The 15,662-nt window shown below is 73.4% G+C and carries 11 protein-coding genes, 1 tRNA gene and 1 pseudogene; 9 read left to right on the top strand and 4 right to left on the bottom strand.

Annotated elements, in window-relative coordinates; genetic code table 11:
• From M8J73_RS45800 to M8J73_RS35645, 4 genes and pseudogenes are all read left to right on the top strand, one after another.
• Positions 1-767: pseudogene (locus tag M8J73_RS45800) on the top strand (dTMP kinase); the annotation flags it as partial.
• Positions 768-1,352: 585 nt separating this feature from the next.
• A complete protein-coding gene (locus M8J73_RS35635) occupies positions 1,353-2,558 on the top strand; it encodes a DNA polymerase III subunit delta' (RefSeq protein ID WP_055542198.1) in 1,206 nt (401 codons plus the stop codon).
• Positions 2,559-2,754: 196 nt separating this feature from the next.
• Complete coding sequence (locus M8J73_RS35640; protein WP_055542197.1) at positions 2,755-4,341, top strand: alpha/beta hydrolase; 1,587 nt, start codon at positions 2,755-2,757, stop codon at positions 4,339-4,341.
• A gap of 157 nt (positions 4,342-4,498) precedes the next feature.
• Positions 4,499-4,575 (top strand) — tRNA-Thr (locus M8J73_RS35645).
• A gap of 66 nt (positions 4,576-4,641) precedes the next feature.
• Here the strand turns inward: M8J73_RS35645 and M8J73_RS35650 are convergent.
• Together M8J73_RS35650 and M8J73_RS35655 are read right to left on the bottom strand one after the other, a co-directional pair.
• Complete coding sequence (locus tag M8J73_RS35650; protein ID WP_055542196.1) at positions 4,642-5,634, bottom strand: MBL fold metallo-hydrolase; 993 nt, start codon at positions 5,632-5,634, stop codon at positions 4,642-4,644.
• 67 nt (positions 5,635-5,701) lie between these two features.
• Positions 5,702-6,364 carry a hypothetical protein gene (locus M8J73_RS35655; protein WP_249829529.1) on the bottom strand — a complete coding sequence of 221 codons (663 nt, stop codon included), beginning with the start codon at positions 6,362-6,364 and terminating at the stop codon, positions 5,702-5,704.
• Between the two features lie 63 nt (positions 6,365-6,427).
• Here M8J73_RS35655 and M8J73_RS35660 point away from each other — a divergent pair, with 63 nt between their 5' ends.
• Positions 6,428-8,533, top strand: a complete 2,106-nt coding sequence (locus tag M8J73_RS35660) for a WD40 repeat domain-containing protein (protein ID WP_249829530.1) — start codon at positions 6,428-6,430, stop codon at positions 8,531-8,533.
• On the opposite strand, the gene M8J73_RS35665 is transcribed toward M8J73_RS35660, so the two are convergent.
• Together M8J73_RS35665 and M8J73_RS35670 are read right to left on the bottom strand one after the other, a co-directional pair.
• Positions 8,502-9,278, bottom strand: a complete 777-nt coding sequence (locus M8J73_RS35665; protein ID WP_274757609.1) for a response regulator — start codon at positions 9,276-9,278, stop codon at positions 8,502-8,504. The genes M8J73_RS35660 and M8J73_RS35665 overlap by 32 nt on opposite strands.
• Positions 9,275-10,648 (bottom strand): sensor histidine kinase, encoded by a 1,374-nt coding sequence (locus tag M8J73_RS35670; protein ID WP_249829531.1) that lies wholly within the window; start codon positions 10,646-10,648, stop codon positions 9,275-9,277. The genes M8J73_RS35665 and M8J73_RS35670 overlap by 4 nt, the downstream gene beginning before the upstream one ends.
• 475 nt (positions 10,649-11,123) lie before the next feature.
• Between M8J73_RS35670 and M8J73_RS35675 the strand changes: the two genes are divergently transcribed.
• From M8J73_RS35675 to M8J73_RS45645, 4 genes are all read left to right on the top strand, one after another.
• Entirely contained in the window at positions 11,124-11,918 is a 795-nt protein-coding gene (locus tag M8J73_RS35675) for an ABC transporter ATP-binding protein (protein WP_249829551.1), read from the top strand.
• Positions 11,915-14,407 (top strand): FtsX-like permease family protein, encoded by a 2,493-nt coding sequence (locus M8J73_RS35680; protein WP_249829532.1) that lies wholly within the window; start codon positions 11,915-11,917, stop codon positions 14,405-14,407. Before M8J73_RS35675 ends, M8J73_RS35680 begins: the two co-directional genes overlap by 4 nt.
• Before the next feature lie 145 nt (positions 14,408-14,552).
• Positions 14,553-15,062, top strand: a complete 510-nt coding sequence (locus tag M8J73_RS35685) for a hypothetical protein (protein WP_249829533.1) — start codon at positions 14,553-14,555, stop codon at positions 15,060-15,062.
• Positions 15,050-15,556, top strand: coding sequence for a hypothetical protein (locus M8J73_RS45645; RefSeq protein ID WP_055541371.1), 507 nt, complete (start codon positions 15,050-15,052; stop codon positions 15,554-15,556). Before M8J73_RS35685 ends, M8J73_RS45645 begins: the two co-directional genes overlap by 13 nt.
• The last annotated feature ends 106 nt before the right edge of the window (positions 15,557-15,662 follow it).

Below are 15,662 nucleotides of genomic sequence, written 5' to 3' on the forward strand. Positions count from 1 at the left end.
GGGCGGCAGCGGCGGCAGCCGAGGCGGAGCGGGCCGCTGCGGCGGAGCGGGCCGCGGCGGCTGCCCGGGCGGCTGAGGCGGAGGCTGCGGCTGCGGCGCCTCGGGATGGCGAGGCTTCTCGGGGGGCTGACGGCGACGGGGGGCGTGGCGGTCGAGCTGAGCGGGGCGACGGGGCTGAGCCGCGTGGCGGGGCTGGCGGGCGTGATGGGGCTGAGCGGGGCGGTTCGGGTGATGTCACCGTGCCCACGCCTGTGGTGACGCCCACGAACGTGTCCGGGGGGCCGTGGGACGAGACGGCGGTGCTGCCGCCGGTTCGGCCCGGGGGAGCGACCGATTCCGAGACCACGGCGAAGCTGCCTCGGCCGCCCGAGCCGTCGGATGAGGGGGCTGGGTCCACGTCCGAGTTCGGGGCGGGGGCGCGGGCACAGGCGCGGGCGGAGGATGAGACCGCGGTGCTGCCGCCGGTGCCGCCGGTGCCTCCGGGGGCGGCCGACGAGACCGCTGTGCTGCCGCCGGTGCGTGAGGATCGGGTGCCGCCGGGGTTCTTCCGGGACGAGCGGCCCGCGCCGGACGGGGCCGGGGAGCGGACGCGGGAGCTGCCGCAGGTCGACGAGGAGGGGGCTCCTCGGCGTCGGCAGCGGTCCGACTGGGCCGAGGAGACGCCGCTCGACGATCTGCCGACGTTGGCGGACGAGCTGCTGGGGTCGCACGACTCGGACGATCCGGACGAGAGGCGCGGTCGTGGCTGGGGGCGGCGGCGGGGCTGAGCCTCGTTCGCGCCGGGGTTGGGCTTTCGGCGTGACTGGGCTGAGTCCCGCTGTTCGGGGCGCCTGCGGTGCGTTGGGGGGCGGGGCCGTGCCGGTGTGTCAGCCCGTCGATTGGTGCCCTACTGCTCGGGGGTTCGTGGGGAGCTGTTCTCTGTGCTTCTCTACGCGACGGGCTTGACACACCGGCACGGCCCCTCCCGTGCGGGGGCGGGCGCGCGGGGGTGGGGGTGCGCGTCTGCGCCGAGCCGCGTGGGGGGCGCGTCTGCGGCCGTCTCCTCCGGGCGCGCGGGGGAGGGGGTGCGCGTCTGCGCCGAGCCGCGTGGGGGGCGCGTCTGCGGCCGTCTCCTCCGGGCGCGCGGTGGAGGGGTACGCGTCTGCGCCGGGCGCGTGGGGGTGGGGGTGTGCGTCCGCGGCTGGCCCCTCCGGGCGTGCGGTGGAGGGGACGCGACTGTTCCCTCTGGGGGCGCCCGAAGGGTGTGCGCCCGCGGCCGCTCCCTCCCGTCGGGTCGGTGGTGTCAGTGGGGTCGCGCAGAATGGGGGCGACGGGGGTCGGGTTCGGTTGTTGGGACGGAGGGCGGTGGGGGCATGACCGTGTGGGACGACCTGGTGGGGCAGGAGCGGCTGAGCGGACAGCTGGACGCGGCCGCCCGGGACGCGGATGCCATCGTCACGGCGGCGGAGACAGGGGGGCCGCCTCCCGAGGCCTCGAAGATGACGCATGCCTGGCTGTTCACGGGGCCCCCGGGAGCGGGGCGGAACACGGCGGCGCGGGCGTTCGCGGCGGCGTTGCAGTGCGTGAGTCCGGACCGCGCGCTCGGGGGGAGCCCGGGGTGCGGCTTCTGCGACGGGTGCCATACGGCGCTGGTGGGGACGCACGCCGATGTGACGACCGTGGCGGCCGTGGGCACGCAGATCCTCGCCGAGGACATGCGGGACACGGTCCGCAAGTCGTTCACGTCGCCCGCGAACGGGCGGTGGCAGGTCATCCTCGTCGAGGACGCCGAGCGGTTGAACGAGAAGTCGGCGAACGCGGTGCTCAAGGCCGTGGAGGAGCCCGCTCCCCGGACGGTCTGGCTGTTGTGCGCCCCCTCGCTGGAGGACGTGCTGCCGACCATTCGCTCGCGATGCCGGCACGTCGGGCTGCTCACGCCGTCGGTGGACGCCGTGGCGGACATGCTCGTACGGCGTGAGGGCATCGAGCCGGAGGCGGCTGCGGTCGCCGCCCGGGCCACCCAGGGGCACATCGAACGGGCGCGGCGGCTGGCGACCGATCCGCGGGCGCGGGAGCGCAGAGCCGCCGTACTGAAGCTGCCGTTGCGGATCGAGGACATCGGCGGATGCTTCAAGGCCGCGCAGGAGCTGGTGGACGCGGCCTCCGAGGAGTCCAAGCAGCTGGCGGAAGAGGTCGACACCAAGGAGACCGAGGAGCTGAAGGCGGCGCTCGGGGCCGTGCAGGGCGGGCGGATGCCGCGCGGCACGGCGGGTGTGATGAAGGACTTGGAGGACAAGCAGAAGCGGCGCCGTACCCGGGCCCAGCGGGACAGCCTGGATCTGGCGCTGACCGAGCTCACCGGCTTCTACCGGGATGTGCTGGCCCTGCAACTGGGATCGCGGGTCGCCCTCGCCAACATCGAGGTCCAGGACGTGCTGGAGCGGATGGCCCGCGACGGGACGCCTGAAGCGACGCTGCGGCGGATCGACGCGATCGCGGCCTGCCGGGAGGCGCTGGACCGGAACGTCGCCCCGCTGTTGGCGGTGGAGGCCATGACCATGGCTCTGCGGTCCGGCTGACGGTGGTGAGGGGCGCGCTTGGTGCCTCGGCGAGTGGGGCGCGGCGGCGTCCGGGTCAGTGGTGGCGGCGTTTTGGGTCAGTGGTGGCGGGGCGTTCGGGTGAGTACGGGCGGGCGTTCGGTTGACGGAGTCACTCGTACGAGGAGCATTCGTCGCTGTTCGTGATCATTCGGGTGGCTGTGGTTACGCTCGCGAGATGCGAACCAGGCGTACTTCCCGGCCGAATCGGTCCTCGCGCATCGGCGGCGCGTTGCTCGCCGCCGCCGCGCTGCTCGTGTCGGCCTGTTCCTCCGGCGGTGCGAGCCGGGCCGCGACGGCGGACGACGGGGCGCCCGCGCTCGGCCCGCTGCCCCGCGCGACGCCCACCGCGCTCGCGCCGTACTACGAGCAGAAGTTGCGCTGGCGCGACTGCGAGGCGCCGGGCTTTCAGTGCGCCACGCTGAAGGCGCCCCTGGACTACGCGGACCCGGGCGAGGGCGACATCAAGCTGGCGGTCTCGCGCAAGAAGGCCACCGGCCCGGGGAAGCGGCTCGGTTCGCTGCTGGTCAACCCGGGCGGCCCGGGCGGCTCGGCCATCGGCTACCTCCAGGGTTACGCGGGCGTCACCTACCCGGCGCAGATCCGCGCGCGGTACGACATGGTCGCCGTCGACCCGCGGGGCGTGGCCGGCAGCCAGGGGATCGAGTGCCTCACCGGCCGCGAGATGGACGCGTACACGCAGACGGACCTCACCCCGGACGACGGGGCGGAGAAGGACGCGCTGGTCGCCGCGTACAAGCGGTTCGCGGAAGGGTGCGGGGCGCGGGCGCCGAAGCTGCTGCGGCATGTGTCCACCGTCGAGGCGGCCCGTGACATGGACGTCCTGCGGGCCGTGCTCGGGGACCGGAAGCTGACGTACGTCGGCGCCTCGTACGGGACGTTCCTCGGCGCGACCTACGCGGGACTGTTCCCGGAGCGGGCCGGCCGGCTGGTGCTGGACGGGGCGCTGGACCCGTCGCTGAGCGCGGACCGGCTGAACCAGGAGCAGACGGCGGGCTTCGAGACCGCCTTCCAGGCGTTCGCGGAGGACTGCGCACGCAGGGACGACTGCCCGCTGGGGCGCACGCCGGCACAGGTCGGCACCAACCTGAGCGCCCTCTTCGAGCGCCTGGACGCGCGGCCCCTGCCGACCGGTGAGGCGGGCAGGCGGAAGCTGGGCGAATCCCTGGCGACGACGGGGGTGATCGCGGCGATGTACGACGAGGGGGCGTGGCCGCGGCTCCGCCAGGCCCTCACCCAGGCCGTCCGGGACCAGAACGGCGCCGGACTGCTGGCCCTCTCCGACGGCTACTTCGAACGGGAGGCCGACGGCAACTACTCCAACCTGATGTACGCCAACGCGGCCGTGAACTGCCTCGACCTCCCCGCGGCCTACGCGACCCCGGACGAGGTGGAGCGGGCGCTGCCCGCGTTCGAGAAGGCGTCCCCGGTGTTCGGCCGGGCCCTGGCGTGGGCGTCGCTGAACTGTGCGTACTGGCCGGTGAAGCCGACGGGGGGACCGCACCGGATCGAGGCGAAGGGCGCCGCCCCGATCGTGGTGGTCGGCACCACCCGCGACCCCGCCACGCCGTACCGCTGGGCCCAGGCCCTGGCCTCCCAGCTCACCTCCGCCCGCCTCCTCACGTACGACGGCGACGGGCACACGGCGTACGGGCGGGGCAGCGACTGCGTCGACTCTGCGATCAACACGTATCTGCTGCGCGGCACGCCTCCCGCGGAGGGAAAGCGCTGCTCACCGTCCTGACGGGCGCCTCGGCCGACGGACGGGAGGCGAGGCGTGCGACCCTGCCCCAGGGTCCGCGCCGCCGGGCCGCAGGGGTGCTCCGGACCCTGGTTCGGAGCACCTCAGAAACTGTGTAGACTTACCGACGTTGCTGATCGCACCATAGTGCGGACGGCGCGCCGCCTTAGCTCAGATGGCCAGAGCAACGCACTCGTAATGCGTAGGTCTCGGGTTCGAATCCCGAAGGCGGCTCCACTTGGAACCCCAGGTCAGGATTCTGATCTGGGGTTTTTGCTGTGTGGGGCTTTGCGGGGCCTCGGGTCAGGTGTGTTGTTGGTGTTGTTCTGGTAGGTGGCTTTCCGGGTGGGCCCAGACGACGATGTTGTCCGGGTGGGGGATCGCGCCCGTGGTGAGTTCATGGTTGAAGAAGTCGATGATCTCTCGGTCGGAATGGCGCAGGCTGAAGTGCGTCAGGACGAAGAGGGTGTCCGGGTGGGACGCGATCACCGGGCGGAGTTCGCTCCATACGGTGTGGCCGACCTGGCGGGCCCGGGGGATCTGGGCGTCGTCCAGGTAGGTGCACTCGGTGATGATGACCGGGTAGTCGAACAGCCACGGGTTTCGGGTGAAGGCGCTCGCGTGTGTGTCTCCGAGGAACGCGAAGAGGGGGCGGGCCACTTCCTCGTAGATCGCGGCGTCACCGGCGTCCTTTCGTTTCTGTGCGATGAGCCGGCCGAATTCCCGTCCCTTGCCCGACGCCAGCATCGACGTCTTCAAGGCTTCGTACTCCGGCTTCAGGATCTTCTTGGTCTCCGCGAAGCAGTAGCCCACGCAGGGCACCTTGTGCAGGCACTCGACGACCCGGACCGTGTAGTTCTTTCGGCCGCCCGCCGTGAACTCGTCACCCTGCCGCACGCCGTGCAGACGGTACTCCGGGGCGCGGGACGGATCGAACGTCGGTCCGTGGTTCAGTTCGGTCGCGGCGCGCAGGTAGGCCTCCGCGTACGGTTCCGCTTCGGCCGGGAGGTAGATGTCCACGCCCCCGTCCCTGGCGGCCAGGTAGTCGAGGTCCTTGGAATGGTCGAGGTGGGTGTGCGTCAGGAACACCGACTCCACCTGTCGGCCTTCCGCCAGGCCCGCGTCGAGGCTGCAGCGGAGTTCGGGGATGTGGAAGAACGTCTTGTCGTTCGCCCGGGAGTAACCGGTCAGGGTCAGTTCGGTGCCGGGTATCTTCCACGTCTTCCACTGGCGGAACGGGTGTCCCTTCCCGAGTTGTTGCGGGTGAGGGATGTGTGGGGTGGGTTGGTCGTTCATTCTGGCCTCAGGTGAGAGCGGAGCGGTGGAGTGGGTGGGTGATCGGAGAGGGCGGAGGGGCGGAGAGTCAGAGGGGCAGAGGGGAGGAAGCGGGTGGGCGGATGATCGTACGGGGCGTCAGTCGTCCTTGGGGGGTTGGGAGATGAGGTGCTCCGTGGACAAGGACGTACTTGCCGCGCTGGCTCGTGCCGTTGGGGATGACTTGGCCGCCGAGGCTTCGTCCGGGCTTCTTGGGCAGGGGGATTCGGGGGCGGCTTCCGGGCTTGTCGATGCTCTGCTCGGCCTGGTTCCCCGGGACGCGGGCGGGCGCCGCGACTGGTGTCTGGCCCCCTCTCTGCTGCGGGAGCATCTGGCCGACCTCGCGGCCGCCGCCGGGCGGTTGGAGGAACTGGTCCTCGACGCCCGGTTCCTGGCCTTCGCCGATCCGGATCGGCTTGCCCGCGTCCTCCACCCGGTCGATCGTTCCCGTTCGCCCTTGCTGCGTGCCTACTGGAGGGCCCTTGATCGGCTGCGTGCGGCGGCGCCGGACGACCGGGCCGCCGTGCTTCAGGCGATGGTTCAGTGCGAGGAACCCGAGGCGCTCGAGCCGGCCGAGGGGGAGGACGCGCTCGGTCTTGGTGAGTCGGCGGGGTGGGTGCCTGTCTGGAGTGGTGAAGAGGGGCGGTCGGCCTTTCACCGGCGGCTGGCCGGGCACAGTGAGGATCCTGCGCAGGCGCAAGTGCAGGTGCATGCGCTGGCATTCGGTGCGGTCGGGGAACGAGCCGTTCTTGCCAGTGGTGGGCGGGACGGGGGTGTGCGGCTCTGGGACCCGCGCTCCGGTGAGTTGTTGTCCACGCTCACCGCGCACAGCGGCGCGGTGCCCACCCTGTTGGAGTTCGGTGTCGTCGGTGGGCGTTCGGTCCTGGTCAGTGGGGCTGCGGATGGCGCCGTACGAGTTTGGGATCCCGGTACGGGGGAGGTGGTGGCCTCCTTCTCCGTACCTTCCGGGTACGCGCGGGCCGGCGCCTTCGTGGCGCTCGACGACGGGCGGGACGTGCTCGCCCTCGCCTCCGGGGGCGACGCCGACGATGACGATGGGGATGACTCGGGCCGCGTGGATCTGTATGAGCCGCTCACCGGGCATCATCTCGTCCGGCTGTTCGAGTCGGATGAGGTGGTCCTCGGTCTCGTCGCCACGGCCGTCGGTGGACGTGGCGCCGTGGCCGGCGTGTGCGGCGACGGGGTGCGGGTGTGGGGCATCGGGAACGGAGAGGCCGCCGTCCAGTCCGTCGCGCCCCTCGCTCAGTGGTCCGGTGCGTACGACGGCTTCCGGCTTCCGCCGTTCGTCGCGCCCCTCGCCGGTGGCGTCTGGGACGGGCGCGAGGTGCTCGTCCTGGTGGTCGAGGAGGGCGGCGTCGGGTGGGACGCCCGTGAGTGGCAGCAGACCGTCCTCCTGTGGGATCCGGCGCGGGGGCCCGCCGGGAGGGTCGTCGCGCGGTTCCCGCTGAGCGAGTCGGAGTCGGTCCTTGCCGTGGGGGCCCTGGGGAGCAGGGGAAGCCGAGGGAGCGGCGGGAGCGGCGGGAGCGGGGGTGAGGGGGTGCCGATCGTGCTCGCCACTGTTGTTCGTCGGGACCGTGGTGCCTGGGTCGATGGCGTTCAGGTTCGGGTCAGGGTGTTGGGCGGTGAAGGGGGCGGCGTGCTGCCCGTGCATGCCGGGCCCTTTCTGACCGGTGCCTTCGGCGCGGTCGACGGTGGGACCCTGCTCGCCACCGCCAACACCGGGTACCTCGACCGTACGGAGCAGGACGATCACGGCATCGTGCTGTCGGACGTACCCGTCCCGTTCCGGGGGGCGGGGGAGCCCGTCGCCGGTGGGCTGGCGCTCGGCGTGGACGGGGGGCAGCGGCCCGTTCTGGCGGTCGGGGGTGATTACCAGGTCGCGCTGATCGATCCGGTGACCGGGCGGGCGGTCGGTCGTACAGCCATTCCCCGCTGTGACGACTACCAGCACGGGGAGAGCCGTGGTGTGGCCGTCGCCTCGGGTGCGGTGGACGGTGTGCCGCTGGTCGCCGTCGCCGGGATCGGCCACGGTGTGTCCCTGTGCGATCCGGAGACCGGGGCGGTCGTGCGGGAGCTGCGCAGGTCTCCGTACAGCTGGTCGCGGTTCGTGGCTCTCGGGGACACCGGGCGGCGTGTGCTCCTGCCCGGTCGGCGTGCCGCCGACGCCAGACGCGTGTTCCTCCTCGCCGAGGCCGACACCAGTGGGCCGGTGACCGTGTGGGACGCCGCGACCGGTGAGGTCCTCGGCAGCGTAGACGCCCCCGGGCGGTTGAGTGCCCTTGCGTTCGGGACGGTGGGTGGGCGGACCGTTCTCGCGACCGGTCACCGGGGGCTGGGGCTGGTTCAGTTGTGGGATCCGGTGCGGGGGAAGCTACTCGAACGGTTCGAGGGGGGTGACGCCGGTCTGGCCCTCGGCTCCGTCGCCGGGCGGGACGTCTTCGCCACCGGAGTGGGGCGCGAGGTCCGGATCGGTGACGCCCGCGACGGGCGGCCAGTGGCGGTCGTCGAGAACCCTGGGGCCACGGTGACCTGCCTCGCCCTGGCCACCGTCCGCGGCCGTCCGCTGCTGGTCACCGGGGACAGCGCCGGCACCGTACGGATGTGGGACCCGGTCTCGGGGCGGTATCTCACCACCCTTGCCACGTTCGCCCGCCTCGTCCACGAGGTCGCCGTCGGGGTGATCGACGACGAGGCGTACGTCTTCGCCCAGTCCCGGGAGGGGCGCGTGACCGCCTGTCGGCTTCACGGTGGCGACCTGTCGGTGCTGTGGCCGGCTCGCGACGAGGACTCCCGGGGGCTTGGGGAGAGACCCGGGGGCCCGGCCCCGGTCAGGGGGCGGCAGCCGTGGTGCCCGGCGTGATCAGGCCCGACTCGTAGGCGACGACCACCGCCTGGGCGCGGTCGCGGAGGTTCAGTTTGGCGAGGATGCGGGCCACGTGGGTTTTCACGGTGGCCTCGCTCAGGTGGAAGTGCGTGGCGAGTTCGGCGTTGCTGAGGCCCGTGGCCAGGGCGTGGAGGATCTGGCGTTCCCGGGGGGTGAGGGGCGTCAGGTCCCGGTGGAGAGCTGGGGTGTCCGGGGTGGGGGACAGGAAGCGTTCGATGAGGCGGCGCGTGATCGTCGGGGCCAGGAGGGCGTCGCCGGTGCGGGCCAGGCGGACGGCGGCCACCAGGTGCTCCGGGGTGACGTCCTTGAGAAGGAAGCCGCTGGCACCCGCCGCGAGGGCGGCGTACACGTAACGGTCCAGGTCGAACGTGGTCAGCATGACGATGCGGGGCGGCGTCGGCAAATCGGCCGCGAGGATCTCGCGGGTCGCCTCCAGACCGTCCTTGCCGGGCATGCGGATGTCCATCAGCACCAGGTCCGGGTGGGTGCGGTGGACCGCGTCCACTGCCTCGTCGCCGTCGGCCGCCTGCGCCACCACGTCCATGCCGTCTGCCGTCAGGATCATGCTGAAGCCGGTGCGGACCAGGGCTTGGTCGTCCGCTATCACCACACGGGGCGGAGGTGCGGAGCCGGGGGACAGCGGGGAGCCGGGCGGGGGCGTGGAGTCCGGGGTCGGCTCGGAACCGGGCGGCAAAGGGGGGTTGGGCGACGGTGGGGTCATGGCGTCTTCTCCGTGCCGTTCCGGGGGATCACCGCTTCGACGCGGTAGCCGCCCGTGGGGCGTGGGCCCGTGCTGAGGGTGCCTCCGTTGACCGCGAGGCGTTCGCGGAGGCCCAGCAGGCCCCGGCGGGTGCCCGCCGTGGCCTCGGGGGCGGGGGTGCCGCCCGTGTCCGTCACCTCCACCCGGACCGCGGTGGGGGTGTGCTCGACGGTGACCGCGACGCGGGCGCCCGCCGCGTGCTTCACCGCGTTCGTCAGGGCCTCCTGCACCACCCGGTACGCGGCGAGGTCCGCGCCGGGCGGCAGGGGGGACGTGGGTGACGGAGGTGACGGCGGTGACGGAGCCGCGGTGACGGTGAGGTCCACCGGGACGCCGGTCCCGCGTACGCGGTCCACGAGGGCGGGCACGTCGGCCAGGCCCGGTTGCGGGGAGAGGGCGGGATCCGTCGGCGCCGGCACGGGGGACGATCCGTCCAGGGCTTCCGTCGTCATCGTCAACAGGTGCATGACGTGCCGTAGTTCGGACATCGCCGTGCGGCCGCTCGCCTCCACGGCGAGCAGCGCTTCGCGGGCGTGGTCCGGCGCGGCGTCCATCACCTTGCGGGCCGCACCCGCCTGGATCACCATCACGCTCACATTGTGGGTGACGACGTCGTGCAACTCGGCGGCGATACGGGAACGTTCGCGGTCGACGGCCAGCCGGGTCGCGGTCTCCTGCTCGTCCTTCAGGGCGTGTACGCGCTGCTTCCAGGTGTGGATCGCGTTGGCGCCCAGGCCCACACCGAGCAGGGCGACGAACGGGATCACACTGGGAGTGAGGTACGGGAAGTTCTCTTCGGGGTACGCCGCGATCAGGCCGGCGCCCGCCACGAGGCTCGCGATCGCGCCCAGCCGGTGCGGGCTGTGCACAGCCGCGCTGTACGCGGCGATCACGCACGACAGGAACGTGTACACGGTGGTGTCACCGGCCACCAGGCGCTGGTTGAACAGCAGCGCCGCACCGGTCACCGCCCAGAACGCCGCCAGCGGCCAGCGGCGTCGCACGGCCAGGGGCAGCGCGGTCAGGGCGGCGAGGATCAACTGCCAGGCGTGGACGGGGACGAGGTGCGATTCCGGGGGTGCCCCGGGCAGGGACGGTACGACCGGCGGCGCCGGTACGGCTCCTGGGAGCGGCGCCTCCAGCGGGCCGGGCGGCAGCAGGATCGTGCCCGTCCCCTGGCGCAGCGCCGTGACCACCGTGCACACGGCGAGGAGGAGCGCCAGAGTCGCGTCGGCCGTCCACATCCAGCGGGAGGGGCGGGGGAGCGGGACCGGCGTGAGGACGGGGGAGAGGAACGTCGGCGGGGTGAGGCGTGAGAGGCGGCGACGCAAGGGGGACGGCAACCGCGCCGCCCGGAGTCGTCCTGACCACCGCGGTGCGTGCGGGCTCCGTTCGCCGTCCGGGTGCGGGTTCCGGTCGCCGTTCGGGTTCGGGCTCCGATCGGTGTCCGGGTTCGGGCTCCGATCGGTGTTCGCCTTCCGCCCAGAGTCCGGCTGCGTCCATCGCCTTCGGTTCGTCAGCCCCGTGCGCATCGGCATCGCATCGCCCGTGTCGTTGTCGCCCCGCCGCCCATGCGCACAGTCTGGCAAGCGGGTCCGGGCGCCACATCGTTCTCCGTGCGGACGGGGCCTGCATCCTCCGCGTACATCTCAGGGATGACGCCCCGCACGGGTCCGTCGTAGGCGGCAGGCGAGGTCGTCGCCGTGGGTGACGACCGGGTGCCCCACGCTTCCTAGCGTCGTGGTGCGTCATCAACCACCGTCCTGGGGAGGTCTCGTGGCATCGACCACGACCGCGAGTACGGCCATGAACGGGGCCGTCGCCGCGCCCGTCATCGACATCCGTGAGGTGAGCCGGGCGTACGGCGGCGAAGGGCCGCCCGCGCTCTCCGGTGTCACCTTGAGCGTGCGGGCCGGTGAGGCCGTGAGCGTCATCGGGCCCTCGGGGAGCGGCAAGTCGACGCTGCTGAACCTGATCGCCGGGCTGGACCGGCCCAGTTCGGGAAGCGTCACGGTCGACGGCGTACGGGTGGACGAGCTGAACGAGGCGGGCTCCGCGCGTTACCGGAGGGCCAAGGTCGGCATGGTCTTCCAGTTCTTCAACCTGCTCGACGACCTGACCGTCGGCGACAACGTGCTGCTGCCCGCCCAGTTGGCGGGGATGCCCGGCGGTGAGGCACGTCGACGGGCCGCGAGCCTGCTGGAGTACCTGCGGGTCGACCGGCACACCGACGCGTATCCCGGACGACTCTCCGGCGGCGAACGGCAACGCGTCGCCGTCGCAAGGGCCCTGATGAACCGTCCGGCGCTGCTGCTCGCCGACGAGCCCACCGGCGCGCTGGACACGGCGTCCGGCGACGACGTACGGCGACTGCTCACCGACCTCCACGCCGACGGGCAGACGATCGTCCTCGTCACCCATGACCTGGATCTCGCCCGTTCCTGCGCCCAGCGGACGATCGAGCTGGTGGACGGCCGGATCATCCGGGATGTGACCACTGACGGCGCCGGCGCCGGTGGCGCAGGGGGCGACTGGGGTGGTGGTCCGCGGGGTGGTCCCGGTCGGCGTCCGGGTGGGGGCGCGGCGGGGGTGGGGTGGTGAGCGCCCTCGGGAAGGTGGTGCGCGCCGGAGTGGGGCGGCGGCGGGTGCAGACCGCGGTGATGGTGCTGACGACGCTGATGGCTGTCACCGCCTCGGTCCTCGCGGCCGGACTGCTGGTCGCCGCGCGGGCACCCTTCGAACGGGCATTCGCCGAGCAGCGTGGGGCGCATCTGGTGGGGCAGTTCGACGGTGCGCGTGCCTCGGCCGCCGAGGTGAAGGCCACCGCCGAGGCCGCGGGGGTGGCTGCCGCCGCCGGGCCCTTCCTCAGTCTCTCCGTGCGGCCGCGTACCGCCTCGCGGTCGGAGTTCGTGCCCGCCGGGGTCGATCTTCCGCCGTTGACCGTCGTCGGCCGGGCCGACGCCTCGGGGCCTGTCGACCGGATCCAGCTCGTCGAGGGTGCGTGGCCCTCCCGGGCGGGTCAGATCGCCGTGGACGAGAGCGAGGTGCCCCTGAGGCCGGGGGCGCGCCTCACGATCCCGGACGCGCCGGGCAGTCCGACGCTGACCGTGGTGGGCGTCGCGCGATCCGTCACGGGCACCGCGGACGCGTGGGTCACCCCGGACCAGGCGAAGGGGCTGGCTGGGGCGCCGGCTGGGGCGCCGTCGGGGGCCACTGATGCGGCCGGGACTTCTCGCCCGTCTTCGTCTTCGGCTCCGTCTGCGTACTCGTACTCGTACTCGTACGAGATGTACTACCGCTTCCACGACGCCCGTACCGCCACCGACGTGGCCGCCGGGCGGGCCGCGGTCGCCGGGGCCGTGCCGGAGGGGGTGATGACCGGGGCGCGGTCGTATCTCACGGTGAAGCAGGAGCAGACGGCGAACGCGATGGCGTTCGTGCCGTTCCTGGTGGCCTTCGGCGGACTCGGGCTGTTCCTCTCGGTGCTCGTCATCGGGATTGTGGTCGGCGGGGCGGTGGGGGCCGCGACGCGTCGGATCGGGGTGCTCAAGGCGCTCGGGTTCACTCCGGGACAGGTCGTACGGGCCTACGTGGCACAGGCGTTCGTACCGGCGGCCGTCGGCTGCGTGCTGGGGGTGGGGCTGGGCAACGCGCTCGCCGTGCCGGTGCTCGCGGAGGCGGGCGACGTGGTCGGGGCTCCCACGACGACGGTCCCGCTGTGGATCGACGTGGCGGTGCCGGTGGGCGCGCTCGTCCTGGTCGTGGGTGCCGCGCTCGTCCCGGCGCTGCGGGCGGGACGGCTGCGGACGGTCGAGGCGATCACCGTGGGGCGCACGGCCGGGGAGGCCGGGCGGGGAGCGGGACGGCTCGGGCGGCTCACGTCGCGGCTCGCCCCGCGGGTGCCACTGCCGAGGGCGGTCGGGCTCGGGCTGGCGCATCCCTTCGCGCGGCCGGGGCGGTCGCTGGTCACCGCGGCGGCGGTCGGGTTCGGAGCGGTGTCCGTCACCTTCGCGGTGGGGCTGGCGCTGACGCTGGGCGCGGTGCAGGAGGGGCGCCTGCTGAACTCGGCCGCCGACGTGGTCGTCGAGGCCGGCGGCGGACAGGGGCCGCCCGGCGCGGACGTCGTCCGGGCCGGAGGCGAGGAGGAAGGAGAACGGGCCGATCCGGGGGCCGTGGCGGACGTGTTGCGGGCGCAGGAGGGCACCGCCCGGTTCTACGGCACCGCCCAGGCCCAGGTGGCGGCGTCCGGGGTCACCGGGGCGACGACCGTCGTGGCGTACGAGGGCGACTCGGCGTGGGGCGCTCCGCAGATCGTCTCGGGGCGCTGGCTCGACGGAGCGGGCGAGGCGGTGGTCACCGAGCGGTTCCTCGACGCGGCCGGGATCGGGGTCGGGGACACGGTGACGCTCACGGACGACGGGCGGCGGACAACCGTACGGATCGTCGGGGCGGCGTTCTTCACCGAGGGCGGCAGCATGGCACTGCTCACCTCGACCACCACGCTCGCCGACCTCGGGCTCGGCGCCGACGCCCGGCCCGGACAGTTCCATGTACGGACGGAACCCGGCACCGATCCTGCGCGGTACCTCGACTCGTTGAACGGCGCGCTGAAAGCGGCCGGAGTGGGCGCCGTCGCCAGGACCGGTACCCCCGGCACCTCCGGTGTGATCGTGGCCATGGACGCGCTGATCGGGATGCTCACGCTGATGCTGGTCGTGGTCGCGGGGCTCGGCGCGCTCAACACGGTCGTCCTCGACACCCGTGACCGGGTCCGTGACCTCGGTGTCCTCAAGGCGCTCGGGATGACGCCCCGCCAGACCGTCGCGATGGTCGTGACCTCGGTCGCGGGGGTCGGTCTGCTCGCCGGTGTCGTGGCGGTGCCGGTCGGTGTCGCCCTGCACCGTGCCGTCACCCCCCTTATGGGCGACGCGATCGGCATGTCCGTACCGGCCGCCGACATCGCCGTCTACGACCCACCGGTCCTGGTGCTCCTCGCGCTGGGCGGGCTGGTCCTCGCGGTGGCGGGCGCCCTGCTCCCGGCCGGCTGGGCGGCACGGGCGGGGACGGCGACGGCGTTGCGGACGGAGTGAGAGGCACCCCGGCGGCAGGCCGAGGCGAACGGCGGGGGCGCGAACCGGCCACGGGCCGGGGCTCCGGTCTGCTGCCGGGCGGGCGCTCCGGGGACGAGGGGACGGGGCCGGGCGGGTGCTCCGGGGACGAGGGGGCAGGGCCGGGGTGGTGCGCTGGTGGCGGATAAAGGGGTGGCGGGTCGGCCCCGCCACCAAGGCCGCCCTGGCTTCCTTCTACTCCTCCATCGGCTACGAGCCGCTGCCCGCGACGGACGACGGCGGGGAGACCCTGAAGGCCGCCGCCACCGCACTCACCACCGCGGAACGCACGGTCGAGGACGCGCGGACCGCGCTCTTCGACACCTACGCCACCCTGCGAACGCCGCCGCCGGCGACGACCGCACCGAGGCCCCGGCGGGCCGTGCGGACCGCCCGGCGGACGCTTGCCCGGGCCATCGAGGACCGCGACACCGCGCGCGCCGACCGCAGGGCCGCTGAGGACAGCGCCGGGCCCACACTGCCCGCCGCCGAGGTCGTCTTCCTCTCCGGGTTCCCGGCCCGCGTCGACAAGGTGGACGCGCACGTCGGCGGCGCGGTGGGCGAGCGGGCGATGACCGTCTCGGCCGGCAGCTCCTCGTCCACGCCCGGGTCAACCAGCTCCAGGTGGACCTGCTGAAGACCGGCCAGCCCGCGGAGATCCACGCGGAGCTGGGGCAACGGCGGTTCTCCGCGCGGCTCGTCTCCGTCGCGGACACCCCCGGTTCGCCGCGGCGCGACACCGAGGACGGCGAAGAGGACACGGGGGACGAGCGGACCGCCGACGGCTCCGGCTGTCTCGTCGTCCTGCGCCCCGACAAGCCGATCGGGGCCGAGCTGTCCGGACAGGACGTCCGCGTCACCATCCGGGCCGCCCCCACGAAAGGCCGGGAACTGGTCGTCCCCATCACCGCGGTCACCGCCGGGCGTTGGGTGCCCTCGGTGGCATGGTCGGACCAGCATCGGCGTGCTCGTGGTGGTGGCGGTCGCGGTGGCCCGGGAGTGGTCCCCTGTGGTCCACCCGCTGGTGGTGACGACGGCCCGCTGATCGGCCTCGCCACGGGCGGGGCCGCGGGCCTCTACCCGGCGTGGCGCGCCGCCCGTGTCGAACCGGTGGAGGCGCTCCGCCGCTGAGCCACGGCGGCGGTGGCGACGGCGACGGCGACGGCGGTGGCGCGGCCGGGGTACGGCCGGGGTACGGCCGCAGACCAGAGGGGTGTCCCAACCGGCGCGCCCGTCA

Source organism: Streptomyces neyagawaensis (assembly GCF_023516595.1).
Classification (GTDB): Bacteria; Actinomycetota; Actinomycetes; order Streptomycetales; family Streptomycetaceae; genus Streptomyces; species Streptomyces neyagawaensis.